The 25,235-nt window shown below is 64.6% G+C and carries 19 protein-coding genes and 4 pseudogenes; 14 read left to right on the plus strand and 9 right to left on the minus strand.

Going from position 1 to position 25,235, the window contains the following annotated elements; genetic code table 11:
* Positions 1–64: 64 nt before the first annotated feature.
* A complete protein-coding gene (locus HAP54_RS27665) occupies positions 65–1,216 on the plus strand; it encodes an AGE family epimerase/isomerase (RefSeq protein ID WP_166305742.1) in 1,152 nt (383 codons plus the stop codon).
* 74 nt (positions 1,217–1,290) lie between these two features.
* On the opposite strand, the gene HAP54_RS27670 is transcribed toward HAP54_RS27665, so the two are convergent.
* From HAP54_RS27670 to HAP54_RS27695, 6 genes and pseudogenes are all read right to left on the minus strand, one after another.
* The gene (locus HAP54_RS27670; RefSeq protein ID WP_166305745.1) at positions 1,291–2,130 is read right to left on the minus strand and encodes an ABC transporter ATP-binding protein; all 840 of its coding nucleotides are present in this window, start codon (positions 2,128–2,130) and stop codon (positions 1,291–1,293) included.
* Positions 2,131–2,290: 160 nt separating this feature from the next.
* Positions 2,291–3,574, minus strand: coding sequence for an ABC transporter substrate-binding protein (locus HAP54_RS27675; protein WP_166305748.1), 1,284 nt, complete (start codon positions 3,572–3,574; stop codon positions 2,291–2,293).
* A gap of 59 nt (positions 3,575–3,633) precedes the next feature.
* Positions 3,634–4,706 (minus strand): annotated as a pseudogene (locus tag HAP54_RS27680) (branched-chain amino acid ABC transporter permease).
* Positions 4,707–4,709: 3 nt separating this feature from the next.
* Positions 4,710–5,603, minus strand: coding sequence for a branched-chain amino acid ABC transporter permease (locus HAP54_RS27685; protein WP_166305751.1), 894 nt, complete (start codon positions 5,601–5,603; stop codon positions 4,710–4,712).
* Between the two features lie 214 nt (positions 5,604–5,817).
* Entirely contained in the window at positions 5,818–7,746 is a 1,929-nt protein-coding gene (locus HAP54_RS27690) for a long-chain fatty acid--CoA ligase (protein WP_166305754.1), read from the minus strand.
* A complete protein-coding gene (locus HAP54_RS27695) occupies positions 7,743–8,564 on the minus strand; it encodes an ABC transporter ATP-binding protein (RefSeq protein ID WP_166305757.1) in 822 nt (273 codons plus the stop codon). Before HAP54_RS27695 ends, HAP54_RS27690 begins: the two co-directional genes overlap by 4 nt.
* A gap of 383 nt (positions 8,565–8,947) precedes the next feature.
* Between HAP54_RS27695 and HAP54_RS27700 the strand changes: the two genes are divergently transcribed.
* The 4 genes from HAP54_RS27700 (at position 8,948) to HAP54_RS27715 (ending at position 12,978) form a co-directional block, all read left to right on the plus strand.
* The gene (locus tag HAP54_RS27700) at positions 8,948–9,622 is read left to right on the plus strand and encodes a Crp/Fnr family transcriptional regulator (protein WP_029084712.1); all 675 of its coding nucleotides are present in this window, start codon (positions 8,948–8,950) and stop codon (positions 9,620–9,622) included.
* Between the two features lie 256 nt (positions 9,623–9,878).
* Positions 9,879–10,961: a GDP-mannose 4,6-dehydratase gene (gmd, locus tag HAP54_RS27705; RefSeq protein WP_166305760.1), complete on the plus strand. Its 1,083-nt coding sequence runs from the start codon at positions 9,879–9,881 to the stop codon at positions 10,959–10,961.
* Positions 10,945–11,886, plus strand: a complete 942-nt coding sequence (fcl, locus tag HAP54_RS27710) for a GDP-L-fucose synthase (protein WP_283843188.1) — start codon at positions 10,945–10,947, stop codon at positions 11,884–11,886. Before gmd ends, fcl begins: the two co-directional genes overlap by 17 nt.
* A gap of 114 nt (positions 11,887–12,000) precedes the next feature.
* A complete protein-coding gene (locus HAP54_RS27715; protein WP_166305763.1) occupies positions 12,001–12,978 on the plus strand; it encodes a Bug family tripartite tricarboxylate transporter substrate binding protein in 978 nt (325 codons plus the stop codon).
* Here the strand turns inward: HAP54_RS27715 and HAP54_RS27720 are convergent.
* Positions 12,975–13,820 (minus strand): uroporphyrinogen-III synthase, encoded by an 846-nt coding sequence (locus tag HAP54_RS27720; protein ID WP_166305766.1) that lies wholly within the window; start codon positions 13,818–13,820, stop codon positions 12,975–12,977. The genes HAP54_RS27715 and HAP54_RS27720 overlap by 4 nt on opposite strands.
* A 128-nt stretch (positions 13,821–13,948) precedes the next feature.
* Between HAP54_RS27720 and purU the strand changes: the two genes are divergently transcribed.
* On the plus strand, positions 13,949–14,812 hold the full coding sequence (gene purU, locus HAP54_RS27725; RefSeq protein WP_166305769.1) for a formyltetrahydrofolate deformylase: 864 nt from the start codon (positions 13,949–13,951) through the stop codon (positions 14,810–14,812).
* Between the two features lie 76 nt (positions 14,813–14,888).
* Here purU and HAP54_RS27730 read toward each other — a convergent pair whose 3' ends face one another.
* On the minus strand, positions 14,889–15,086 hold the full coding sequence (locus HAP54_RS27730) for a hypothetical protein (RefSeq protein ID WP_414646147.1): 198 nt from the start codon (positions 15,084–15,086) through the stop codon (positions 14,889–14,891).
* A 451-nt stretch (positions 15,087–15,537) separates the two neighbouring features.
* Here HAP54_RS27730 and HAP54_RS27735 point away from each other — a divergent pair, with 451 nt between their 5' ends.
* The 8 genes and pseudogenes from HAP54_RS27735 to HAP54_RS27770 form a co-directional block, all read left to right on the plus strand.
* Positions 15,538–16,719, plus strand: coding sequence for an ABC transporter substrate-binding protein (locus HAP54_RS27735; protein ID WP_166305775.1), 1,182 nt, complete (start codon positions 15,538–15,540; stop codon positions 16,717–16,719).
* Positions 16,720–16,923: 204 nt separating this feature from the next.
* On the plus strand, positions 16,924–17,793 hold the full coding sequence (locus tag HAP54_RS27740) for a branched-chain amino acid ABC transporter permease (protein ID WP_166207542.1): 870 nt from the start codon (positions 16,924–16,926) through the stop codon (positions 17,791–17,793).
* Between the two features lie 7 nt (positions 17,794–17,800).
* Positions 17,801–18,832, plus strand: a complete 1,032-nt coding sequence (locus HAP54_RS27745) for a branched-chain amino acid ABC transporter permease (protein WP_166305778.1) — start codon at positions 17,801–17,803, stop codon at positions 18,830–18,832.
* Entirely contained in the window at positions 18,829–19,581 is a 753-nt protein-coding gene (locus HAP54_RS27750) for an ABC transporter ATP-binding protein (protein WP_166305781.1), read from the plus strand. The genes HAP54_RS27745 and HAP54_RS27750 overlap by 4 nt, the downstream gene beginning before the upstream one ends.
* Complete coding sequence (locus HAP54_RS27755; protein ID WP_166305784.1) at positions 19,574–20,290, plus strand: ABC transporter ATP-binding protein; 717 nt, start codon at positions 19,574–19,576, stop codon at positions 20,288–20,290. The genes HAP54_RS27750 and HAP54_RS27755 overlap by 8 nt, the downstream gene beginning before the upstream one ends.
* Before the next feature lie 31 nt (positions 20,291–20,321).
* Positions 20,322–21,436 (plus strand): annotated as a pseudogene (locus HAP54_RS27760) (cobalamin-independent methionine synthase II family protein).
* Positions 21,437–21,695: 259 nt separating this feature from the next.
* Positions 21,696–22,937: a serine hydrolase domain-containing protein gene (locus HAP54_RS27765; RefSeq protein ID WP_166305787.1), complete on the plus strand. Its 1,242-nt coding sequence runs from the start codon at positions 21,696–21,698 to the stop codon at positions 22,935–22,937.
* Positions 22,928–23,437: pseudogene (locus tag HAP54_RS27770) on the plus strand (hypothetical protein); the annotation flags it as partial. The gene HAP54_RS27765 and the pseudogene HAP54_RS27770, both read left to right, overlap by 10 nt.
* A gap of 49 nt (positions 23,438–23,486) precedes the next feature.
* On the opposite strand, the pseudogene HAP54_RS27775 reads toward HAP54_RS27770, so the two are convergent.
* Positions 23,487–25,120, minus strand: a pseudogene (locus HAP54_RS27775) (caspase family protein).
* Between the last annotated feature and the right edge of the window lie 115 nt (positions 25,121–25,235).

The raw sequence follows: 25,235 nt of genomic DNA on the forward strand, positions 1-25,235 counted from the left end.
CGTGCCGGCTGGCGCGTGCTATCAGACGGTGACCGCTGACATTGGGATGGTTCCAGGGAGCACGATGGCTGAGGCAGAGAGCGTTGCGGCGGACGGGGCCGCCGACGTCGTCGCGAGGTTGAAGCGCCGCATCATCGACCACGCCCTGCCGTTGTGGTCGACGGTCGGCTGGGACAGCACAACCGGCGGCTTTGTCGACCGTTTGCATCAGGATGGGACAGCCGATCACGCCGCGCCGCGCCGCCTGCTTGTGCAAGCGCGCCAGATCTATTGCTACGCCAAGGCGGCCCAGCTCGGCTGGTATCCGGAAGGCCGCGCGATCGCGCTGAAGGGGCTGGACTACCTGCTGGCCAAGGCCAAGGCGCCGGACGGCCGGCCGGGCTTCGTCTACAGCCTCACGCCCGACGGCGGCGTGCATGAGCCGCTGCGTGACACCTATGGTCACGCCTTCGTGCTGCTGGCGCTCGCGACCGTCTACGGCCTCGACCAGGACGCCCAGATCCGCGCCGAGATCGACGCGCTGCTGTCGTTCCTCGACACCAAGCTGCGCTCGCCCCACGGCGCCTTCCAGGAAGGCCTGCCGCCCTCGATGCCGCGCCGTCAGAATCCGCAGATGCACCTGTTCGAGGCGATGATCGCGTGCTTCGACGCGACGCACGATTTGTCGTTCCAGAACCGCGCCGGCGATTTCTTCGCGCTGTTCCTCGCCAACCTCTACGACAAGCAGACGCGCACCCTCGGCGAATATTTCGAGGAGGACTGGTCGAAGATCCCGCCGGTCTCTGTCGAGCCCGGGCACCTCGCGGAATGGGTCTGGTTGCTGAAGGGATTTGAACGCATCACCGGCTGCCCCACCGGGCGTCCGCGCGGCGAACTGCTGGCCTCGGCGCTGCGCTATCGCGACGCGGCCACCGGCTGCCTGATCGATGAGGGCGACGCCGAGGGCAACATCCGCCGCCACACACGGCGGCTGTGGCCGCAAAGTGAGCTGGCGAAGGCCTGGATCGCGCAGGCCGAGTCGGGCGAAGCCGGCGCGGCGGACGAGGCGCGCGCGGCGCTGGTGCTGCTCGAACGGCACTATCTCAGCCATCCCGTCGCCGGCGGCTGGTACGACCAGTTCGACCGCGACGGCAAGTCGCTGATTGCGCCGATCCCGGCGTCGTCGTTCTACCATGTGCTCTGCGCCGTCACCGAAGCGGAACAGGTGCTCAGCTAGAACGCCCTTGCTGGTCTGATGCGTTTTCTGCACGCCAACTGGTCCTCAACTCCGCTAGAAAACGCGCCATGGCCTCACAGCCAGCGCTTGCGCCGCTTGAAGCTCTTCAGGTTCTTGAAGCTCTTGCGCTGGTCGCCGGCGCCTCCGAGGTAGAACTCCTTGACGTCCTCGTTGTCGCGCAGCTCGTCGGCCGAGCCGTCGAGCACCACCTTGCCCTGTTCCATGATGTAGCCGTGGCTCGCGACCGAAAGCGCGGCGCGCGCGTTCTGCTCGACCAAGAGGATCGTGACGCCGAGATCGCGGTTGATCTCCTTGATGATCGCGAACACTTCCTTGACGAGCAGCGGTGACAGCCCCATCGACGGCTCGTCCATCAGGATCATCTTCGGGCGCGCCATCAGCGCGCGGCCGATCGCGAGCATCTGCTGCTCGCCGCCGGAGAGATAACCGGCGAGGCCGGTGCGCTCCTTCAGGCGCGGGAAATATTTGAACACCATGTCGATGTCGGCCGAGACCTCGCCGTCGCGCCGGGTGAAGGCGCCGAGCCGCAGATTTTCCAGCGACGTCATGTCGGCGACGATGCGGCGGCCCTCCATCACCTGGAAGATGCCGCGGCGGACGATCTTGTCCGGATCGATGCCGTTGATGCGCTGGCCCTCGAACAGGATCTCGCCGCGGGTGACCTCGCCGTCCTCGGTCTTGAGCAGGCCGGAGATCGCCTTCAGCGTGGTCGACTTGCCGGCGCCATTGGCGCCGAGCAGCGCCACGATCGCGCCCTTCGGCACCTCGAGGCTGAGGCCGCGCAGCACCAGGATGACGTCGTCATAGACGACCTCGATGTTATTGACGCTGAGCAGCGGCGGCGGCAGTACTGCCGTCGGCCCCGGGCGGGTGGCTTCGAGGGTTTCGTTCATGGTCTCGATCACTCTCCACTGTCGTCACCCGCGAAGGCGGGTGACCCAGTATTCCAGAGACGCCGGCGATCAAAACGTGAGAGCGCGGCGTACTGGATTCCCCGCCTTCGCGGGGGATGACGGTTGTTGTTGAGGCTGCACTGGTGGCAGCCTCACCACGTCACCACCCAAACCATTCCGGCTTGCGCGGCAGTTCGACGGTCTTCACCTTCTCGAGCTTGATCGTGCCCTTGCCCATCAGGTCGTTGATGTCGCCGTCGGTCGCGCCCGACACCTTCGAGCGATAGAGATCGACCTTCGTCGTCGGGCGGTGATCCTTCTCGGTCCAGGTCGACGGGTTGCAGACGCCCTCCATGCCGGCCGGCACCCAGTCCTTCTTCTGGTAGAAGCCCTTGGCGACGTTCTCGCCGGTGGCGCCGCCATTCTTGGCGGCCCAGTCGAGCGCTTCCTTCAGATAGAGCGCGCTGCACACCGCCGCGATGTAGTGCACCGGGCGATAGACCTTGCCGGACGGATCGGACATCTTGGAGATTTCCATCACCGTCTTCATGCCGGGCGCGTTGCCGCCCCAGCTCACCGCGGTGCGGAGCGGGAAGATGACGCCGTCGGCGGCATCGCCGGCGGTCTTGGCGGCGTTCTCGTCCATGCCCCAGACATTGCCCATGAACTGGATGTCGACGCCGGCGGTCTTGCAAGCCTTCAGCACCGAGATGTTGGAGGCGGCCGTGTTGCCAAGATAGGCGTAGTTGGCGCCGGAGCTCTTCAGGCTCAGGCACTGCGCCGAGTAGTCGCCGGGCGACAGCGCAAACACCAGCGGCGGCAGCACCTCGAAGCCGAGCTCGGTAGCGAGCGCTTCGCCGGCCGCCTTCGGTGCGTTCGGATAGGGATGGTTGGCGCCCATGTGGACAAACTTCGGCTTGCCGGACTTGCCCTTGGCCTTCCAGTCCTCAGCGGCCCAGGTCAGCATCGCGCGCATCGAGTCCGAATAGCTCGGACCGTAGAAGAAATTGTACGGCGCGGGCTTGGCCTTGCCGCTGGTGCCTTCCGGATCGGTCAGCGCGGCGGCGTAGGAGCCGGAGATGTCGGGGATCTTGTCCTGCGCGAGGAAGCCGGTGAGGGCCTCGGTATCGGCGGTGCCCCAGCCCATGATCGCCGCGACCTTGCCGTCGGGCGCCGACCACTTCTTGTACAGCGCGATGGCGCGCGGCACCTGGTAGCCATAGTCGTTGCTGTCGACATTGAGCTGCTTGCCGCCGATGCCGCCGTTCTTGTTGACCCAGGCGAAGGTATCGGCGACGCCCTGGCCGTAGGGCGTGCCGACATCGGAGGTGCCGCCGGAGAGGTCCTGCAGATGGCCGATGGCGATCTGGGCCTGCGCGGTGGCGGCCGCGCTGCTGATCAGCAGCGCGAGGGAGACCGAGCTCAAAAGGGATCTAATCGTCATTTTGGTTTCCTCCTGCTTATTCGTTGAACCGAATTTTGAGTTGCGTTCCGTGCCTTGCGTCAGTGTGAGAACGGATAAAGCTTCCAGTAGGCCTTGATCTGCCGCCAGCGATGCGCGAGGCCATCAGGCTCGAACATCAAAAGCCGATGATGATCAGGCCGATCGCGATCTCGCGCAGGAAGGTGATGTTGTTGTTGAGCTGCAGCGCCTTGTCGATGGCGCCGCCCTTCAGCCACGCGCTCAGCCATTCCATCGATTCAGGCAGCAGCACCACGAAAGCCGTGCCCATCAGCGTGCCCATCACCGAGCCGGTGCCGCCGATGATGACCATGGCGAGGAACAGCACCGAGCGCTCGATGCCAAAACCTTCCTGGGAGACCACCAGCTGATAATGCGCGTAGAGCGCGCCGGCGATGCCGGCAAAGAAGGCGGCAAGTCCGAACGACAGCGTCCGGTACTTGGTCAGGTTGATGCCCATGATCTCGGCGGAGAGATAATGGTCGCGGATCGCGACCAGCGCGCGGCCGTCGCGGGTGCGCATCAGATTGGTGACCAGCAGGTAGCTGATCACCATGTAGGCGAGCACGACGTAGAAATACTGCCGGTCGCCGCGCAGCGTGTAGCCGAAGATCGAGAACGGGTTGGCGCTTGCCGGCACCGAGCCGCCCGAGAACCAGTCGGCGCGCGAGAAGAAATCGAGCAGGATGTACTGCGCGGCAAGCGTTGCGATGACGAGATAGAGCCCCTTCAGCCGCGCCGCCGGTACGCCAAAGATCAGGCCGACCAGCGCGGTGACCACGCCGGCGAGGGGGATGGCGAAGAACACCGGGATCGGCAGATTGTTGGAGATGTAGGCCGAGGTGAAGGCGCCGAACAGGAAGAACGCGGCGTGGCCGATCGAGATCTGGCCGGTGAAGCCGACCAGGACGTTGAGGCCGAGGGCTGCGATCGCGAAGATGCCGATCTGGATCGAGACGCTGAGCCAGTAATTGGTCAGCACCATCGGTGCAAGGCAGGCGAGCAGGATGCCGGCGATCGCGAAGTTGCGGCTGGTTGCGGTCGGGAAGATCGTGGTGTCGGCCGCGTAGCTGGTGCGGAAATCGCCCGAAGGAATGAGAGTGCTTGTTGCCATTGATCAGACCCGCTCGATGTCCTTGGTGCCGAACAGCCCATAGGGCTTGATCATCAGGATGATGATCAGGACGTAGAACGGCGCGATTTCGTAGAGATTGCCCCAGTGCAGATACTCGCTGTCGACATACTGGGCGACGTTTTCCAGCAGCCCGATGATGATGCCGCCGAGCACGGCGCCGCCGACCGAGTCGAGTCCGCCCAGGATCGCGGCCGGAAACACCTTGATGCCATAGGCCGAGAGGCCGGACGACACGCCGTTCACGACCGCAACCACGACCCCGGCAACCGCCGAGACGGTAGCCGAAATCGCCCACGCCATCGCGAACACGTTCTTCACGGAAATGCCGAGCGACTGCGCGACCTGCTGGTTGAAGGCAGTGGCGCGCATCGCAAGGCCGTATTTGGAGGCGCGGAAGAACCAGGCCATGCCGACCATCATGGCGAGCGAGACTACGAGGCTCATGAGATAGACGGTCTGGATCTGCAGCCCGAACAGGCTGACCGACTGGCTCTCGAACACCCGCGGGAATGGTTGCGGGTTGACGCCGAAGATCCATTTCAGCGCGGCCTGGAACACGGTCGAGAGGCCGATCGTCACCATGATCACGGAGATGATCGGTTCGCCGATCATCGGCCGCAGGATCACGACCTGGATCGCGATGCCGAAGATGAACATGAACACCAGCGTGATCGGCATCCCGACCCAGAAGGGCACCTGGTACTTGGTCAGCAGCGCCCAGCACACCCAGGCGCCGACCAGCAGCAATTCGCCCTGTGCGAAGTTGACAACCTGCGTCGCCTTGTAGATCAGCACGAACGACATCGCGACCACGCCATAAAGCGTGCCGACCACGAGGCCGTTGACGATCAGCTGGATCAGGAACTGGGTGTTCATGGGGTGTGGTAGCTCCGGACGGCGGCGCTAGTACCCTCTCCCCTTGTGGGAGAGGATGGCTTCGCGAAGCGAAGCCGGGTGAGGGGTTGTCTCCGCATCGGGATCGTGGAGAGAAAACCCCTCACCGAAGCGAGTTTGTGTCTACCGGGAGCGTAGCCCTCTCCCACAAGGGGAGAGGGCGCAGTCACTGCGATCTCACTGTATTGCCCAAAGTTCATTCCGCGGCCTCCGCGGTCACGGCGCGGCCGAGATCGACGACCTCGAGCGTGGTGCGCACGCGCTGTGTCGTGCCGTCCTGGAAGCGGATCACGGTATCGACCGGGATTTTGGCCGTGCCGCGGTAGATCGCATCGATGATGTCGGCGTATTTCTCGTTGATGACGCCGCGGCGGACTTTTCGGGTGCGGGTCAGCTCGCCGTCGTCGGCATCGAGCTCCTTGTAGAGCAATAGAAAGCGCGAGATGCGCTGCGCCGGCGGCAGAGTGGCGTTGACCGCCTCGACCTCTCTCCTCAGCAGCGCATAGACCTCCGGACGCGAGGACAGGTCGGTATAGGTCGTGAACGAGAGCCGGCTCTTCTCCGCCCATTTCGAGATGATCGAGTAGCGGATGCAGATCATCGCGGCGAGCGCGTCGCGGCCGGCGCCGAGCACGACGGCCTCGGCGACATAGGGCGAGAATTTCAGCTTGTTCTCGATATATTGCGGCGAGAAGCGCTCGCCGCGCGAGGTCTCGGCGAGATCCTTGATGCGGTCGATCACGACGAGCTGCTGGTTGTCGTTGTAGTAGCCGGCATCGCCGGAATGCATCCAGCCGTCCTTGATGTCGGCGACCGATGCTTCCGGGTTCTTGTAGTAGCCGAGGAACATGTTGGGGTGGCGCACCACGATCTCGCCGACGCCGTTGACGTCGGCATTGTCGACCCGGATCTCGATGCTTTCGGCCATCGGAATGCCGGTGGTATCGGGATCGACCTCGCCTTCGGGGTGCAGCGTATAGGCGCCGAGCAGCTCGGTCTGGCCGTAGAGCGTGCGCAGGGGCACGCCCATCGCCTGGAAGAATTTGAAAGTATCAGGCCCGAGTGCTGCGCCGCCGGTCGCCGCCGAGCGCAGCCGCGTGAAGCCGAGCCGGTCGCGCAGCGCGCGGAACAGGATTTGGTCGGCGAGCACCGAATGCTTACCCTCGGCGAGCGCGGCAAGCCCGGTCTTCATGCCGAGCTCGTAGAGCCGCTGCTTGAACGGCGAGGCGTCCATCACCCCGGCGCGGACGTCGGCCGCGATTGATTCCCACACCCGCGGCGCGAAAAGCACGAAGGTCGGCGCGATCTCGCGGAAGTCGTTCATCATGGTGTCGGGCTCTTCGACGAAGTTGACCTTCATCCGGCAGAGCAGCCCTTTGCCGAGCACGTACACCTGCTCCATAATCCAGGGCAGCGGCAGCACCGAGACATACTCGTCGTCCGGTCCCTTCGGGTCGAAGGCGAGATAGGTCGCGCAGTGCCGCAGCACACGGCCCGCCGCGAGCATTGCGAGCTTCGGGTTCGCCGTCGTGCCTGAGGTCGTGCAGAGGATCGCGACGTCCTCGCCTTTGGTTTCGTCGACCAGCCGATCGTACAAAGCGGGCTCACGTGCGGCGCGGTCGCGGCCGAGCGCAACCAGCTTGCTCGCCTCCATCAGCCGCGGATCGTCGTATTTCCGCATGCCGCGCGGGTCGGAATAGACGATGTGCTTGAGGTGAGGCACGCGGTCGGCGAGCGTGAGCAGCTTGTCGACCTGCTCCTCGTCCTCGGCGAACACCAGCTTGGCTTCGCCGTAGCTCAACAGATAGGCGGCTTCCTCGTCGAGCACGTCGCGATAGAGGCCGAGGCTCATCGCGCCGATGGCGTGGCTGGCGATCTCGGCGGCGACCCAGTCCGGCCGGTTGTCGCCGATGATGCCGATCACGTCGCCGCGGCCGAGCCCGAGCTCGACCATGCCGAGCGCGAAATCATGGGGGCGCGTCTGGTAATCGTTCCAGGTGAATTCGCGCCACAGCCCGAGATCCTTCTCGCGCAGCGCGATCTCGTTGCCGTGCTCTTTTGCGTTCAGCCGCAGCAGCTTTGGATAGGTGTCGGCCTGCGCGGCGCGTCCGGCATAGTCCATCATGCCGCGCTCTCCCGCACCGCCGGCTTGTCGTCGGGATCGACCAGCGCCTCGTCCTCTTCACCGAGATAGGCGCGCTTGACATGGGGATCGGCGAGCACGGCGGCCGGATCGCCCTCGGCGATCTTGCGGCCGAAATCCAGCACCATGACGCGGTGGGAGATGTCCATCACGACGCCCATGTCGTGCTCGATCATCATCACGGTCATGCCGAACTCTTCGTTGAGATCGACAATGTAGCGCGCCATGTCCTCCTTCTCTTCGAAGTTCATGCCGGCCATCGGCTCGTCGAGCAGGATCAGTTGCGGTTCCAGCGCCATCGCGCGGGCGAGCTCGACGCGCTTGCGCAGGCCGTAGGGCAGGGTGCCGGCGGTCGCCTTGCGCACCGATTGCAGGTCGAGGAAGTCGATGATCTCCTCGACCTTGCGGCGGTGCTCCAGCTCCTCGCGGCGCGCGCCGGTCAGCCAGTACAGCGATCCGGTGATGAAGTTGTTCTTCAAGAGGTGATGGCGGCCGACCATGATGTTGTCGAGCACGCTCATGTGGTGGAACAGCGCGAGATTCTGGAAGGTCCGGCCGATGCCGAGGCGGGGCCGCGCGTTCGGGGTGAGGCCGGTGATATCCTTGCCGCCATAAAAGAGCTGGCCTGCGGTCGGCTTATAACGGCCGGAAATGCAGTTAACGATCGAGGTCTTGCCGGCGCCGTTCGGGCCGATGATCGAGAACAGTTCGCCCTGATTCACGCCGAAGCTCACTTCGGTCAGCGCGCGGACGCCGCCAAAGCGCAATGAGACCCCGCGCACCTCGAGACTGTAAGACACCCTGTTCCCTCCAGATACAGGCGCTTTGGCGCGCTCTTGATCTTTCGCTCCGATCTTATATGGGCCGCCGAAGGGAGACCATCCGACTAATGATGCCGGCGTTCGGGAGCATCGCTCGCCCCGATCGCCTGCGTCATGCGCGGTAACGCCGCACCCGCCTGCAAGCCCGGTCTCGCATCATCCGCCGTCAGCGATCCACCAAGGTGCTGCGCGGCGTTACGCGAGGTGGCTCTGAATACGAGAAAGCGATAGGTTGAAAATGTGCCCGACAATTGGTCAGGAATTTTCGCTGGCATTCCAGGCGTCGGGCTGCTGGCTTCGCACGCGGCATTGCTGCAGTGCAATATCGTGTCAGTATCTTGGGGTGGGATGCCGTCGCTAGAATGATTGCTGCTGATTACTTAAGGCGCATCGCGGCCTGGTCGCGCGAACTGAGCGAGCAAGAAATCGAAATCGCGCGCGCCGGCATTTCCGAGAAGTCCTACCGCGCCAACGAATTCATCTTCATGCGCGGCGACAATTTCCAGTACTGGACCGGCATCGTCAGCGGGCTCGCGCGCATGGGCATCGTGTCGCGCGGCGGCAAGGCGGCGAGTTTCGCGGGCCTCACCGCCGGCGCGTGGTTCGGCGAGGGCACCGTGCTCAAGAACGAGCCGCGGCGCTACGACGTGGTCGCGCTGCGCGACACGCGGCTGGCGATGATGGATCGCCGGACCTTCGTCTGGCTGTTCGAGAACAGCGTCGGGTTCAACCGTTTCCTGGTCGGATCGCTCAACGAACGGCTCGGCCAGTTCATCGCGCTGCTCGAATACGGCCGCACGCTGGATGCGACGGCGCGGCTGGCGCGCTCGATCGCCTCGCTGTTCAATCCGATCCTCTACCCCGACCTCACCCTGCACCTGGAGATCACCCAGGAGGAGATCGGGGCGCTGTCGGGAATCTCGCGGCAGAATGCCAACCAGTGCCTGAAGCGACTCGAGCGCGAGGGGCTGCTGCGGCTCGAATATGGCGGGGTGACCATCATCAACCTCGACCGGCTCCGCCACTACGGCGAGTGACGGGGCAGGGTAGCGTTGGGCCACTTTCTGAGGTTCTAAAGCGCGATGAGATCCATCGCGCTTTAGCTTCTTGTTTGGGCATGATCTCCGCGCAAGCGCGTTCCGCGCTTGTCGCGAGGGAAAACCGCTTCACACTTTTCCGGATCATGCCTTAAAGTCCTGATTTCACACGATTAAGCCATTAGACTTGGCGAAGGCCGGATGCTACAGACCGGCCTCGTCGGGATCGCGCGGTCTCGCGCTCTCTGGAGATGACATGGCGGCTCAGGACTCAAAGCGGCGCGTGGCGCTGATCACCGGCGTGACCGGGCAGGACGGCGCGTATCTCGCCGAATATCTGCTTGGCCTCGGCTACACTGTGCACGGGATCAAGCGCCGTTCGTCCTCGTTCAACACCGCGCGGGTCGACCATCTCTACCAGGACCCGCATGCCGGCAACGTGCCGTTCCTGATGCACTACGGCGACATGACGGATTCGACCAATCTGATCCGGCTGATGCAGCAGATCCGGCCGACCGAGATCTACAACCTCGCCGCCCAGAGCCACGTCCAGGTCAGCTTCGAGAGCCCGGAATATACAGCGAACGCGGACGCCATCGGCGTGCTGCGCCTTTTGGAGGCGATCCGCATCCTTGGCATGGAAAAGGAGACGCGGTTCTACCAGGCCTCGACCTCGGAGCTTTACGGGCTCGTGCAGGAGGTGCCGCAGAAGGAGACCACGCCGTTCTATCCGCGCTCGCCCTATGGCGTCGCCAAGCTCTACGGCTACTGGATCACGGTGAACTACCGTGAGGCCTATGGCATGTTCGCCAGCAACGGCATCCTGTTCAACCATGAGAGCCCGATCCGCGGCGAGACCTTCGTGACGCGCAAGATCACGCGCGCCGTCGCCCGCATCGAGGTCGGCCTCGAGAGCAAGCTCTATCTCGGCAATCTCGATGCCAAGCGCGACTGGGGCCATGCCCGCGACTATGTCGAGGGCATGCACAAAATCCTGCAGGCCGACGAGCCTGATGATTTCGTGCTCGCGACCGGCGAGACGCGCTCGGTCCGCGAGTTCGTCGAACTGGCGTTTGCGGAGGTCGGCCGCAGCATCGAATGGCGCGGCAAGGGCGTCGACGAGGTCGGCGTCGACAAGGCGTCGGGCAAGACCCTGGTGCAGATCGACCCGACCTATTTCCGTCCGACCGAGGTCGATCTCCTGATCGGCGACGCCAGCAAGGCACGCGCCAAGCTCGGCTGGGCCCCGAAGACGCCATTCGCGCGGCTGGTGCAGGAGATGGTCGCCAGCGATCTCGCTGAGGCCAGGCAGGACGCGGGCAATGGCAAGCACGTTTGAACTGAAGGGCAAGACGGTTTTCGTTGCCGGCCATCGCGGCATGGTCGGCTCGGCGCTGATGCGCCGGCTGGCGCGCGAACAGGCCGATCTACTGACGGTGTCGCGCAGCGAGGTCGATTTGCGCGACCAGGCCGCGGTGAGCGCCTGGTTTGCCGCGAAGCGGCCGCAGGCCGTGTTCCTCGCCGCCGCCAAGGTCGGCGGCATCGTCGCCAACAACACGCTGCGGGCCGAATTCCTCTACGACAATCTGGCGATCTCGACCAATGTGCTCCAGGCCGCCCATGCCAATGGATGCGAGAAGCTGATGTTCTTCGGCTCGTCCTGCATCTATCCGCGCCTGGCGCCGCAGCCGCTGCGCGAGGATTCGATGCTGACCGGCCCGCTGGAGCCGACCAACGAGCCCTATGCCATCGCCAAGATCGCCGGGATCAAGATGGCCGAGGCCTATCGCAGCCAGTATGGCTCAGATTTCATCAGCGTGATGCCGACCAATCTCTACGGTCCCGGCGACAATTATCATCCCGAATACAGCCACGTCGTCGCCGCTCTGATCCGCCGCTTCCACGAGGCCAAGGTCTCGGGCGCCAGCAATGTCGTGGTGTGGGGCACCGGCACGCCGCGCCGCGAATTCCTCTATGTCGACGATCTCGCCGACGCCTGCATCCATCTGATGAAGACCTATTCCTCGCCGGACCTGGTCAATATCGGCACCGGCGAGGACATCACCATCGCCGAGTTCGCCCGCGTCGTTGCCGCCACTGTCGACTATCGCGGCGAGATCGGCTTCGACACCTCGCGCCCGGACGGCACGCCGCGCAAGCTGCTCGACGTCAGCCGTCTGGCCAAGCTCGGCTGGCGCGCCACCACCTCGCTCGAGGATGGCATCAAGCTCGCCTATCAGGCCTTTCTGCGCGAGACGAAGTGACGCGGTGATCCTCCCGCCCTCCGACGGAGAATATCTGTCGGCTTGGCGACGCCGCGGATAGGATGCGCGTACCCGAGCGGCCGCAAGAGCCGCCAGTGCGTCGGAGGAGGCATCATGAAAATTCTGCGCCGCCAATTCCTGCAACTTGCAGCCGGTACGGCTGCGCTTCCGCTCACATTTGGCAGCGCGCGTGCCCAGGCCTATCCGGCGCGGCCGGTTCGCCTCGTGATCGGCTACACCCCGGGCGGTTCGGCAGACCTCACGGCGCGCCTGATGGGGCAATGGCTGTCGGAAAGACTCGGGCAATCCTTCATTATCGAGAACCGGCCGGGCGGCGGCACCAACATCGCCACGGAGGCGGCACTGCGCGCAGCGCCCGACGGCTACACCCTGCTGCTGGTCGCGCCGGCAAATGCGATCAACGCGACGCTCTACGAGAAGTTGCCCTTCGATTTCATGCGCGAGATGGAGCCGATCGCGGGCATCATTCGCTTTCCCAACGTTGTGGTGGTGCACCCCTCACTGCCGATCAAGTCGATTCCCGAATTGATCGCCTATGCAAAGGCCAATCCCGGCAAGCTCAACATGGCGTCGTCAGGCAACGGTTCGACGATCCACATGTCGGGCGAACTGTTCAAGATGCTCACCGGCATCAAGATGCAGCACGTGCCCTACCGGGGTGGCGCGCCGGCGATAACCGACATGCTCTCCGGCGTGATGCAGGTGATGTTCGACAATCTTCCGACCTGTGCCGAGCACGTCAAATCCGGCAAGCTGCGCGGACTTGCCGTGACCAGCACGACCCGTTCGGACGTGCTTCCGGATCTGCCGCCGGTCGCCGACTTCCTGCCGGGCTACGAGGCGAGCGCCTGGTACGGCCTCGCGGCGCCGAAGAACACGCCGCCCGAAATCGTCGACAAGCTCAACAAGGCGGTCAATGAAATCCTCGCCGATCCGAAGGCGAAGGCGCGGTTCACCGAGCTCGGCGCGATGATGCTGCCGGGCTCGGCTGCCGACTTCGGCAGACTGGTGGCGGACGAGACCGAGAAATGGGGCAAGGTGGTCAAGTTCGCCGGCGCCAAGGTGGATTAGCTTCGCGCCGCCGCGCGCGGCGGATTTTTTGAAAGCGCTGCCGCCATTGCCGATATCAACGGCCGCATGAAGAAGGCGTCTTCGGCCGGGTAGATGTCGGTGCGCAGGCCTTGGGACTTGAGTTCATCCGATACCGCCGGTCCGACGGAAGCGATCGGGGTACGCGCGAGCCCGTCGCGTAACCTGTCCTCGCAACCGCGCGCCCGTGCCACCTCGACGAGGCGGCGGACCTGGCCGAGATTGGTCAGCGCGATCGCATCGATGCGGCCCTGCGCCATCTCTTCGATCGCGGTGACGATGTTGGTGTCGGCGGCTTGCGCATCGTAGACATAGGGCAGCACCGTATCGATCTCGGCGCCACGTGCCTTGATCGCGCCGATCAGGGTGGCGTGGTCCTTGTCCGGATAAAGCTGCAGGCCGAGCCGATGGCCGGTCAGGTCGAGCTTTGCCAGCATCTCGGCGACGCCTTCCGAGGTCGGCTTCTCCGTCGTCATTTGCGGCTCCAGGGCGATCTCGCGCAGCGCGCGGCCGGGCTTGGGGCCGCGGGCGAATTTGCGCGTTTTGCCGAGGCTGCCGACAAACTCCGCTTCGACCCCGATCCGGCGCACGACCTTCATCAGGCGGCGCAGGCCCTCACCGGTCATCAGCACGAGGTCGTCGAGCGGGCGTTCGATGGCGCGGCGAATCCAGGCCTCGATCGGCGCCGGATCAGGCGCATCATGGATGGTGAACATCGGGCATTGCAGCACGTCGGCGCCCTGTTCGGCGAGCAGGCGGGAAAACTGCGCCTCCTCGCGGGTCTCGAGGATCAGGATGCGGTAGCCGTTCAGCCGGTCAGCCATGATGGTCCCTAACAACATTGTCGTCATTTGTTCGATTTGACCCCCGCGCCGGGATTGGCGCAAGGCCGCCCGCGGTGTAGACGAGGGCCGAAAATTCCACCTACCTGCTCAAGCTTTGGTCAATTGGCATGCCCGACCATCAATTCGTTCTGACCCTGTCCTGTCCGGACCGTCCGGGGATCGTCTCGGCGGTCTCGACCTTCCTCGCGCATAATGGGCAGAACATCCTGGACGCCCAGCAGTTCGACGATATCGAGACCGGCAAGTTCTTCATGCGCGTGGTGTTCACCGCGGCCGATCTCGCGGTGGAGCTGGCCGCGCTGCAGACCGGCTTTGCCGCGATCGCCGAGCGTTTCGGCATGGAATGGCAGATGCGCGATCGCGCCAGCCGCCGCCGGGTGATGCTGCTGGTGTCCAAGTCCGATCATTGCCTGGTCGACATCCTCTATCGCTGGCGCACCGGCGAGCTCGAGATGATCCCGACCGCGATTGTCTCCAACCACCCGCGCGAGAGCTATGGTTCGCTCGATTTCGGCGACATCCCATTCCATCATCTGCCGGTGACCAAAGAGACCAAGCGGCAGCAGGAAGACGCGGTGTGGCAGCTGGCCCAGGACACCAACACCGACCTCGTGGTGCTGGCCCGCTACATGCAGATCCTGTCCGACGAGATGTCGGCGCGGCTGTCGGGCCGCTGCATCAACATCCATCATTCCTTCCTGCCCGGCTTCAAGGGCGCCAAGCCCTACCACCAGGCGCATGAGCGCGGCGTCAAGCTGATCGGCGCCACGGCGCATTACGTCACCAGCGATCTCGACGAGGGGCCGATCATCGACCAGGACGTCGAGCGCATCAGCCATCGCGACACGCCGGAGGATCTGGTGCGCAAGGGTCGCGATATCGAGCGCCGCGTGCTGGCGCGCGCGATCCGTTACCATCTGGCCGACCGTGTCATCCTCAACGGCCGCAAGACCGTGGTGTTCGTGGACTGATCCGCGGTTCACGTGGTGGTCGAACTCGACGGCCGCGGCGAAATCCTCAGGAGAGAGTCTCGACCGGAGCATCGGCTCAGTGGGGCGCGTCCTGCGTCGTCGCGGCCGGCTTGGCGTCGTCGCGCTCGGCCGCGGGGATCTGGCGCTTGCGTTCCCGCTCCTGCATGAACTTGTCGTATTCCGGGGTGCCCTGCCGCGGCGGCGCATCCGCGGGCAGGCCGCCGGCCCAGGCCGGAATGTAGTCGGCCATGCCGGATGAGAGCTTTTGGTTCACGGTGCTGCATCCCCCGAGCGCGCAGGCCGCGAGCGCGAGGGCAATCAGGACAGGGATGTGGCGCGTGACGATTGGCATGGGAGGCAGCATACAACCCTGGTCTTTATGGATGATGGACGTCGGGCGCGACCGTTCGGCTGCAATTGTGCTTGTTTGTTGACATCGCCGCTTTGTTTGTACGATCGTATAATTGAGCCCGCGAAGCTCTCTGAGCGCGCGAGACCGGTTCTCGCGGGCATTGAATTTCGGGGAGCGGCTTTGGTATCCTGATACTGGTCACGGCCGCGAGCCGGATCGCACCCCGCGCGACACACGTCCATCGTCCGATTGACAGAGAGCACGGGGAGACGCCTTGTCGCGTTGCGCCTTGGCCGTGACATGCTTGGGTTAAGGAAGGGCAAGGGCCGGGGACTCGGCTCGACGCAGAAGAATGGAAGGGGGAGGGACGTCGATGTTCAATCGTCGCAAATTGTTGCTGTGGGGCGCCGCTTCGGCGGTGCTTCCGGGATTGTGCGCCAGCGCGCCGGCGCGGGCGGATGACGCCGTTAAGATCGGCCTGATCCTGCCGATGACCGGCGGCCAGGCGTCGACCGGCAAGCAGATCGATAACGCGATCAAGCTCTACATGCAGCAGAAGGGCGACACCGTCGCCGGCAAGAAGATCGAGATCATCCTGAAGGACGACGCCGCGGTGCCCGACAACACCAAGCGGCTCGCGCAGGAGCTGATCGTCAACGACAAGGTCAGCTTCATCGCCGGCTTCGGCGTGACGCCCGCGGCGCTTGCCGCGGCGCCGTTGGCGACGCAGGCGAAGATTCCGGAAGTCGTGATGGCGGCCGGCACCTCGATCATCACCGAGCGCTCGCCCTATATCGTGCGCACCAGCTTCACGCTGGCGCAATCCTCCACCATCATCGGCGACTGGGCGGTCAAGAACGGCATCAAGAAGGTTGCGACGCTGACCTCGGATTACGCGCCGGGCAACGACGCGCTGACCTTCTTCAAGCAGCACTTCACCGCCGGCGGCGGCGAGGTCGTGGAAGAGGTCAAGGTCCCGCTCGCCAATCCCGACTTCGCGCCGTTCCTGCAGCGCATGAAGGATGCCAAGCCCGATGCGATGTTCGTGTTCGTGCCGGCGGGGCAGGGCGGCAATTTCATGAAGCAATATGCCGAGCGCGGGCTCGACAAGAGCGGCATCAAGGTGATCGGCCCCGGCGACGTGATGGACGACGATTTGCTCAACAATATGGGCGATGCCGCGCTCGGCGCGGTGACCGCGCATCTCTATTCGGCAGCCCATCCGTCGGCGATGAACAAGGACTTCGTCGCCGCCTACAAGAAGGCATACGGCAACCGGCCGGGCTTCATGGCGGTCAGCGGCTATGACGGCATCCATCTGATCTACGAGGCGCTGAAGAAGACCAATGGTGCAACCGACGGCGACAAGCTGATCGAGGCGATGAAGGGCATGAAGTGGGAGAGCCCGCGCGGCCCGATCTCGATCGATCCGGAAACCCGCGACATCGTGCAGAACATCTATATCCGCAAGGTCGAGAAGGTCGACGGCGAGCTCTACAACGTCGAGTTCGCAACCTTCGAGGCTGTCAAGGATTCCGGCAAGACGAAGAAGTGACGCCGTTATCGTCATTCCTAGCGCGTGCCCGTACTCCGTCATGCCCGGCCAAAAACGCGAAGCGTGTCTTCACGCAGATGTGCCGGGCATCCACGTCTTTCCTGCCGGCGTGCGAGCAAGACGTGGATGGCCGGGACGAGCCCGGCCATGGCGATCTATCCGACCTGCGCGACGTGGTGGCGTTCTTTCGGCTGAGCTGACCCGATGGCCTCTATCCTCACCAATCTGTTTGACGGCGTCGCCTACGGCATGTTGCTGTTCGTGCTCGCCTGCGGGCTGGCGGTGACGCTCGGGTTGATGAACTTCGTCAATCTCGCGCATGGCGCCTTCGCCATGGCCGGCGGCTATATCTGTGCCGTGCTGGTCAACAATTCCGGCTGGCCGTTCTTCGCAGGCCTGCCGCTCGCCTTTGTCGGAAGCGCAGTGATTGGCATCGCGCTGGAGCGCACGCTGTACCGCCATCTCTATGCCCGCAGCCATCTCGATCAGGTGCTGTTCTCGATTGGGCTCGTCTTCATGTCGGTCGCGGCGGTCGACTACATCATGGGATCGTCGCGGGTCTTCATCAAATTGCCGGCGGCGCTGGAAGGCCAGATCGATCTGTTCGGCGTCGGCATCGGCCGCTACCGGCTGATGATCGTCGTGATCTGCGGCCTGCTCACGCTGGCGCTGCAGCTGATCCTCGCCAAGACGCGGTTCGGTAGCCGGCTGCGCGCCGCGGTCGACGATCCGCGCGCTGCGATCGGGCTCGGTATCAACGTGCCGCAGGTGTTCGCCTTCACCTTCGCCTTCGGCTGCGGCCTCGCCGGCCTCGGCGGCGCGCTGAGCGCGGAGATCCTCGGGCTCGATCCATACTTCCCGCTGAAATTCATGATCTACTTCCTGATCGTCGTGACCGTCGGCGGCTCCTCCTCGATCACCGGGCCGTTCCTGGCTTCGTTGCTGCTCGGCATCGCCGACGTCGCCGGCAAATATTACGTGCCCAAGGTCGGACCCTTCGTGATCTACACGGTGATGATCGTGATCCTGCTCTGGCGTCCCAACGGCCTGTTCGGCCGCACCGCGGCGCGGTGAGGCTGGCATGACCGCGCTGTCCGACGTCTCCACTCACGCGATGGCCAGCGCGCGCTGGCGGATCGGCGAGGTCGCGTTCTGGGTGCTGACGCTCGCCTGCGCCTTCCTGTTCCCGTCGCGCTACCTGATCATGACCGACATCGTGCGGCTTGGCCTGTTCGCGCTGTCGCTCGACCTGATCCTCGGTTACGCCGGCATCGTCTCGCTGGGCCATGCGGCCTTCTTCGGCGTCGGCGCCTATTCGGCCGGCTTGCTGGCGCTGCACGGCATCATCAACGAGCCCGTCATTGCGCTTGTTGTCGCTGGTCTTGTGGCCGCCGTGCTCGGCTTCCTGACCAGCTTCCTGGTCATCCGCGGCGTCGACCTGACGCGGCTGATGGTGACGCTCGGCATCGCGCTCTTGCTGGAAGCGCTCGCCGAACGCTTCTCCAACATCACCGGCGGCACCGACGGCCTGCAGGGCATCGAGATGCAGCCGATCCTCGGGCTGTTCACCTTCGACATGTTCGGCAAGACCGGGTTCTTCTACTCGCTGATCGTGCTGTTCATCCTATTCCTGTTTGCCCGCCGCGTGGTGCATTCGCCGTTCGGCCTGTCGCTGCGCGCGATCAGGAACAATCCGCTGCGCGCGGCCGCGATCGGCGTGCCGGTCAACCGCCGCCTGATTGCGGTCTATACACTCGCCGCGTTCTATGCCGGCATCGCCGGCGCGCTGTTCACCCAGACCACGGCGCTCGCTTCGCTCGACGTGTTTTCCTTCGAGCGCTCCGCCGACCTGATGCTGGTGCTCGTGATCGGCGGCACCGGCTATCTCTATGGCGGGCTGATCGGCGCCGTCGTGTTCAAGATGCTGCAGGAGCTGTTTCAGACCATCACCCCGCAATACTGGCTGTTCTGGATCGGCCTCGTGCTGGTCGTGATCGTGCTGGTCGGCCGCGCGCGCATCCACCGCTGGGTGCTGTTCGTGCCGAACCTGGTCGTCCGCCAGTTCGCCGGCCGCAAAGCCGCCGTCGCCGTGCCGGAGAGCGATGCGTTATGACGATCGCGCTGGAGACCCGCAGCCTGGAAAAATCCTTTGGCGGCCTTCGCGTCACCCGCGATCTCTCGCTGCAGGTGATGCAGGGCGCCCGCCACGCGCTGATCGGACCCAACGGCGCCGGCAAAACCACCGTCATCAATCAGCTTACCGGGGTGCTGACGCCGAACAGCGGACGCATCCTGCTCGAAGGCAGCGACATCACCGGCCTCTCCGTGCACAAGCGGGTGCTGCGCGGACTGTCGCGCACCTTCCAGATCAACCAGCTCTATGCCGACCTGACCCCGCTCGAGACCATCGGACTCGCCGCTTCTGAGCGGATGGGCCGCGGCGGCGACTGGTGGCGGCGGATGGGGACGCGCGACGACGTCAACGCCGAGATCGCCGAGATATTGTCGCGCTTCCATCTGCTCGACGTGATGACCGAGCTCACCTCGACATTGCCCCATGGCAAGCAGCGGCTGCTCGAGATCGCGGTCGCCATCGCCGCGAAGCCGCGGGTGCTGCTGCTCGACGAGCCCGCGGCCGGCGTGCCCGAGAGCGAGCGCCACGATATCCTGGCGGCGGTCGCGGCGCTGCCGCGCGACGTCACCGTGCTCCTGATCGAGCACGACATGGACCTCGTGTTCTCGTTCGCCGACCGCATCTCGGTGCTGGTCAATGGCGGCCTGCTCACCGAGGGCGCGCCCGACGAGGTCGCGCGCGATCCGCAGGTCAGGGCGGTCTATCTCGGCGAGGCGGCCGATGCCTGACCTGCTCTCCATCAAGGGCCTGCGCGCCGGATATGGCGAGGCGGTGGTGCTGTCCGATATGTCGCTTTCGCTCGCCGAGGGCCAGGTGCTCGCGCTGCTTGGCCGCAACGGCACCGGCAAGACCACGCTGATCAATTCGATCGTCGGCATCGTCAGACGCTTTGGCGGCAGCGTCGCGCTCGCCGGCCGGGACATCACGGCGATGCGGCCCGACCAGCGCGCCCGCGCCGGGATCGGCTGGGTCCCGCAGGAGCGCAACATTTTCCGCTCGCTGACGGTGGAAGAGAACATGACCGCGGTGGCGCAGCCTGGGCCGTGGACGGTCGAGCGGGTGTACGAGATGTTTCCGCGGCTGAAGGAGCGGCGCGGCAATTTCGGCAACCAGCTGTCGGGCGGCGAGCAGCAGATGCTGGCGATCGGCCGCGCGCTGACCTTGAATCCGAAAGTGCTGCTGCTCGACGAGCCGACCGAAGGCCTGGCGCCGATCATCGTTGAGGAATTGTTAAAGGCGATCGGAACCATCACGCGCGCCGGTGGGATCTGTTCGATCATCGTGGAGCAGAATGCACAAAAGATTCTCGGGCTCGCCGACCGCGTTGTGATATTGGAACGCGGCATGATCGTGCACGATGCCACAAGCACTGCGCTGAAAGCCGATCCCTCCGTCCTCGAGCGCCACCTCGGCGTCTCCGGGGCCAAGGCACATTAGAAGGTACATTAGAAACGTTCGGGAGTTGACCATGCAGCGATCCAAGCCTCCGTTTCGCGCCGACGAGGTCGGCAGCCTGTTGCGGCCGCCGAAGATCAAGGAAGCCCGCGCCAGATTGGAGAAGGGCGAGATCTCGGCCGACGAGTTGCGCAAGGTCGAGGACATGGAAATCGAGAAGGTCGTGCATAAGCAGGCCTCGGTCGGCCTGAAGCTTGCGACCGACGGCGAGTTCCGCCGTTCCTGGTGGCACTTCGATTTCCTCAGCCACCTGACCGGTTGCTGTTCCATCCCGATATGGGCATCCAGTTCGCGGGCGTGCAGACCCGGCACGACGCCATCCGGGTGATCGGCAAGCTCGACTTCTCCGATCATCACCCGATGCTCGATCACTTCAGGTTCCTGAAGAAGTACGCCGACCAGGCGCATGTCACGCCGAAGATGACAATCCCGTCGCCGGCGGTGCTGCATTTCCGCGGCGGCCGCAAGCTGATCTCGAACGAGGTCTACCCGGACCTCGAGGAATTCTACCAGGACCTCGGCAAGACCTATCGCAAGGCGGTCAAGGCGTTTTACGACGCCGGCTGCCGCTACCTGCAATTCGACGACACCGTGTGGGCCTATCTGTGCTCGCAGGAGGAGCTGCAGAAGTCGCGCGACCGCGGCGACAATCCCGACGGCCTGCAGGAGATCTATGCCCGCGTCATCAATTACGCGATCGCCGATCGTCCGTCCGACATGGTGATCACGACGCATGTCTGCCGCGGCAATTTCCGTTCGACCTGGATCTCCTCGGGCGGCTACGAGCCGGTCGCCGAGACCATGCTCGCCGGCACCAATTACGACGGCTATTTCCTCGAGTATGATTCCGATCGTGCCGGTGGCTTCGAGCCGTTGCGCTTCCTGCCCAAGGGCAACAAGGTCGTGGTGGTCGGCGTCATCACCTCGAAGTTCGGCGAGCTCGAGAACAAGGACGATATCAAGCGGCGGCTTGAGGAGGCATCGAAGTTTGCCCCGATCGAGCAGCTCGCGCTGTCGCCGCAATGCGGCTTCGCCTCGACCGAGGAGGGCAACATCCTCTCCGAGGAAGAGCAGTGGGCCAAGCTGCGGCTCGCCGTCGAGGTCGCCAACGAGGTGTGGGGCAAGTAGGTTTCGCTCATCGTTCCGGGTTCGCGGCTTCGAGGTACCCGGAATGACGGCGCATCCCGCGTGAGCTCGTGCGGCTGGACAGTTGTCCTGGCCACATGATAGCTTTGGTCCATTGAGGATGATCCAACGATGTTGATCGCTTTCGAGCTTAGCCAGCACTGACGAACGGTGAGCCGGTCGAACGACCGGGTTGCCGTAACGCCGCCACGCCTCACCCTGGTGAGGCGCCGTCTGTTGCTGTTGAAGCCGAGAAGCCCTCATGCCCCAATCATCCGACGCGCCCAGTGCGCCAATTGCATCCTTTATCCCCGAACTCGATCGTCTGGCCTCCGATGTCATGGCCGACTGGAAGGTGCCAGGCGCCGCGCTCGCCGTGGTGCAGGACGACAAGGTCGTGCTCGCACGCGCCTACGGCCAGCGCGATGTCGAGGCGAATTTGCCCGTCACGCCGTCGACGCAGTTCGCGATCTGCTCGATCACCAAATCTTTCACCGCGACCGCGATCGCGCTGCTGCACAATGAAGGGCGGCTCGATTGGGCCAAACCGGTGCGCGACTACATCCCCGAGTTTCGTCTGAGCGATCCGGTGGCGACGGAGCGCGTCACCGTGCTCGATTTGTTGTGTCATCACACCGGGCTGCCGCGTCATGACTGGGTGCACGAGCCCGGCGATCTCGCGCCGGCCGACATGCTCGGCCTGATGCGGCATCTGGAGTTGAGCCGCGATGTCCGCAGCGCCTTTCAATACAACAACCTCTGCTACAATGTTGCGGGCCTGTTGATCGAGCGCCTGAGCGGGCAGAGCTATCAGGCGTTCATCCGCGCGCGGCTGACCGACTGGCTCGGCATGAATGTCGGCTTCAACGTTGATGATCTCGAAGCCTCGAGCGAGCCGGCACGGCCGTACAAGATGCACGGAGACAGGCGGCTGCCCGCGTTCCGTCTGCCGATCACGACCACCGCGTCCGGCGCGATGACCACCTCGGTCGTGGATTTCGCGAACTGGATGCGGCTGCATCTCGGTCAGGGCGCGTTCGACGGTGAGCGCATATTGCCGGCAGCGCTGATCGGTGAGCTGCATGCGCCGCGTGTCTACAACTGGTTGCCAGGCTATGCGGAGTTCGGCCAGGCACATTACGGCCTTGGCTTCCAGTGCAACAGCTACCGCGGCGACCGACTGGTCGAGCACGGCGGCGGCTGGATTGGCTGGAATACGCAGATGACGCTGCTGCCGGATTTTGGCATCGGCATTGCTGTCTTCACCAACCGCAGTCCCAACCAGGTGCCGTGGACGCTGACCTTGCACATCATCGACCGGCTGCGCGGCCGCGAGCCGATCGAATGGCGCGAGCGTTTCCGCAAGCGGCGTGATGAAGCCCTCGAGCAGATCCAGGCCGACAAGGGCGTGCGGGAGAAGGGCCGCCGCAACAACACTCAACTCACCCGGCGCACGAACTTGCGGCCTACTCCGGCGATTATGAGCACCCTGCTTACGGCGTGATGTCGATCAGGGAGCAGGACGGTGCGCTGCACTGGTCGTGGCGCGGGCTGTTTGCGACATTGGGGCACCGTCACTTTGAGACGTTCGAAACGCCGGAGGTGCAGGACCGCTACGTGCCGGACTCGCTTCCGCTCACGTTCCTGACCAATCGCGACGGCGCCATCGTCAGTCTCTCCGCGCCGCTCGAACCGGCCGTCGCGGATATCGTGTTCGTGCGCCTTGCGGCCGGCGAATGCACCGACGCCGCGTTCCGTGCGCGGTGCGTCGGCAGTTTCAAATGGAGCGCGATCACGCACCGCGTCACGCTGGATAGCGAGGGGGCGCTTGAGTTGAAGTCCGACCACCAGCCGGCCCATCGCCTCGCGCCGGAGCAGGGCAGGACGTTCCGCATTGTCGGGCAGGCGACCCTCGTCGAATTTTGCAGTGATGGGACGATCGTCGACGAGATGATCTTTCATCAGCCGGGTGGCACGTTCGTGGCGCGGCGAACAGACGAGTAGATTGTCTGGTCGCCGACGCTCCTCGATGACGGTTCTTGCGCGCGTCGTCTCACCTCTCCGCCAGATAGACCTCGCCGAGCAGCGAGGAGTTCGACCAGGGCACCTGCTTGCCTTTGGTCGCGGCGACGACCTCGGCGCGGACCCGGGTCAGCATCTGCTGCACCTCGAGGCCGGGCGTGCCGACATGGCGCGACAGTGCCGCCGAGAACGGGCTGTTGGCGCCTTCGCCGTCGAGCGCGACCTGGCCCGGCGCGGTCGCAAACGCGATCAGCGTGCCAGCGCCGAGCGTCGAGCCTGAGCCGAGCGAGGCGGGGGCGGCAAGGCCGGAGCCGGCCTCGATGCCGCGGCTCGGACCTGCGGACGCGACCTGCGGCGCCATCGGGTTGTTGCGGCAGGCATCGAGGATCAGGATGTTGGTGCGGATCTGATCGTCGAGACCGGCCATGATGGTGTCCATGTCCACCATTGCGTCGGTCATGCGGCCGCCCGCCTTGAACTCGATATCGACCGGCACGAGATAGTTGCGGCCGTCGACCTGCACGCCATGACCGGCGTAGTAGACCACGGCGATCTGCGACCGCGCCGCCTCGCGCAGGAAGTCGTGGATCGTCGTCTGCATCGCATTGCGATCGAGGTCGAGGCCCTCGGAGACGGTGAAGCCGATCTCGCGCAGGCTCTTGGCGATGGCACGCGCATCGTTGGGCGGATTGGGCAGCGCCTTCACATGTGCATAAGCGCCGTTGCCGATCACCAGCGCGACGCGCCGGCTGGTTGCGGCAGTCTGTGACGGCGCGGCGGGCGGCGCCGGTGCGGTGACGGAGCCTGCCGGTGGCGCGGTCGGGCTGCTCTCGGCGGCAGGTGCCGCCGCCGCCTTGCGGGGGGCTGCATCGTTGCGCGGTGCTGCATCGGCCTCCTTGAGCAGTGCGAGCCGCACCTTGGCGGTGGCCTGGTTGGCCTTGCTGCCGGCGTCGGACGCGACGCCCTCGAGCACCGAGGCGTAGTCTTCCTTGGCGTGCGCGGCATCGCCCTTTGCCTCATAGCTGAGGCCGCGCTGGGTATAGGCCGAGATCAAGACACTGCCCGGCGGCGTCATGATGTTGACAGGCGCCTTCGCCTTCGCGAGCCGGATCGCTTCTGACGTGTCCGCAATCGCGCGCGCGATGTCGCCCTTGGCGCGCCAGATCACGGCGCGGCTGATTAGCGGCTGCGGCAGCGACGGATCGAGCCTGACGGCCTCGTTGATGTCGGCGAGCGCGCCGTCGAGATCGCCGAGCGCCTGCTTCGAGGAGCCGCGGTTCTGGTAGGAGAAGGCCGACTTCGGGCCGGCCTTGATCGCGGCGTCATAATCGGCGATCGCCTTGGCGTAGTCGCCCTTGCCGCGATAGGCGTTGCCGCGGTTGTGAAAGATGATGCCGCTCGGCGGCCCCATGCGCAGCGCGTCGTTGAAGTCGGCGATCGCGATGTCGTACTGGCCCTTGTCGTAATAGGCCGAGCCGCGCAGATTGTAGACGGCGGTGCTCGGCTTGAGGCGCAGCGCCTCGGTGGCGTCGGAAATCACCTGGGCATAGTTGCCCTTCTTGAGTTTCTCGCCGGAAAACACCTTCAGCGCGATGATCTTGTGAGGCAGGGCGCCGACCAGAGCAAGGCGGCGAGGAAAGCTGGGATCAGGAGCAGGCGGCGCATCGGTCATCCACGGGTAAGCCGTCATGGCGATCGGCGAGGGCGAGGCGATCTATGCGTGTTTGGTGATCGGGCAGTAAAGGGGGGTTCAACTGGTGGGAAAATGGTGGTAAGACGT

It is taken from the genome of Bradyrhizobium sp. 2S1 (genome assembly GCF_011516625.5).
GTDB classification, from domain to species: domain Bacteria; phylum Pseudomonadota; class Alphaproteobacteria; order Rhizobiales; family Xanthobacteraceae; genus Bradyrhizobium; species Bradyrhizobium septentrionale.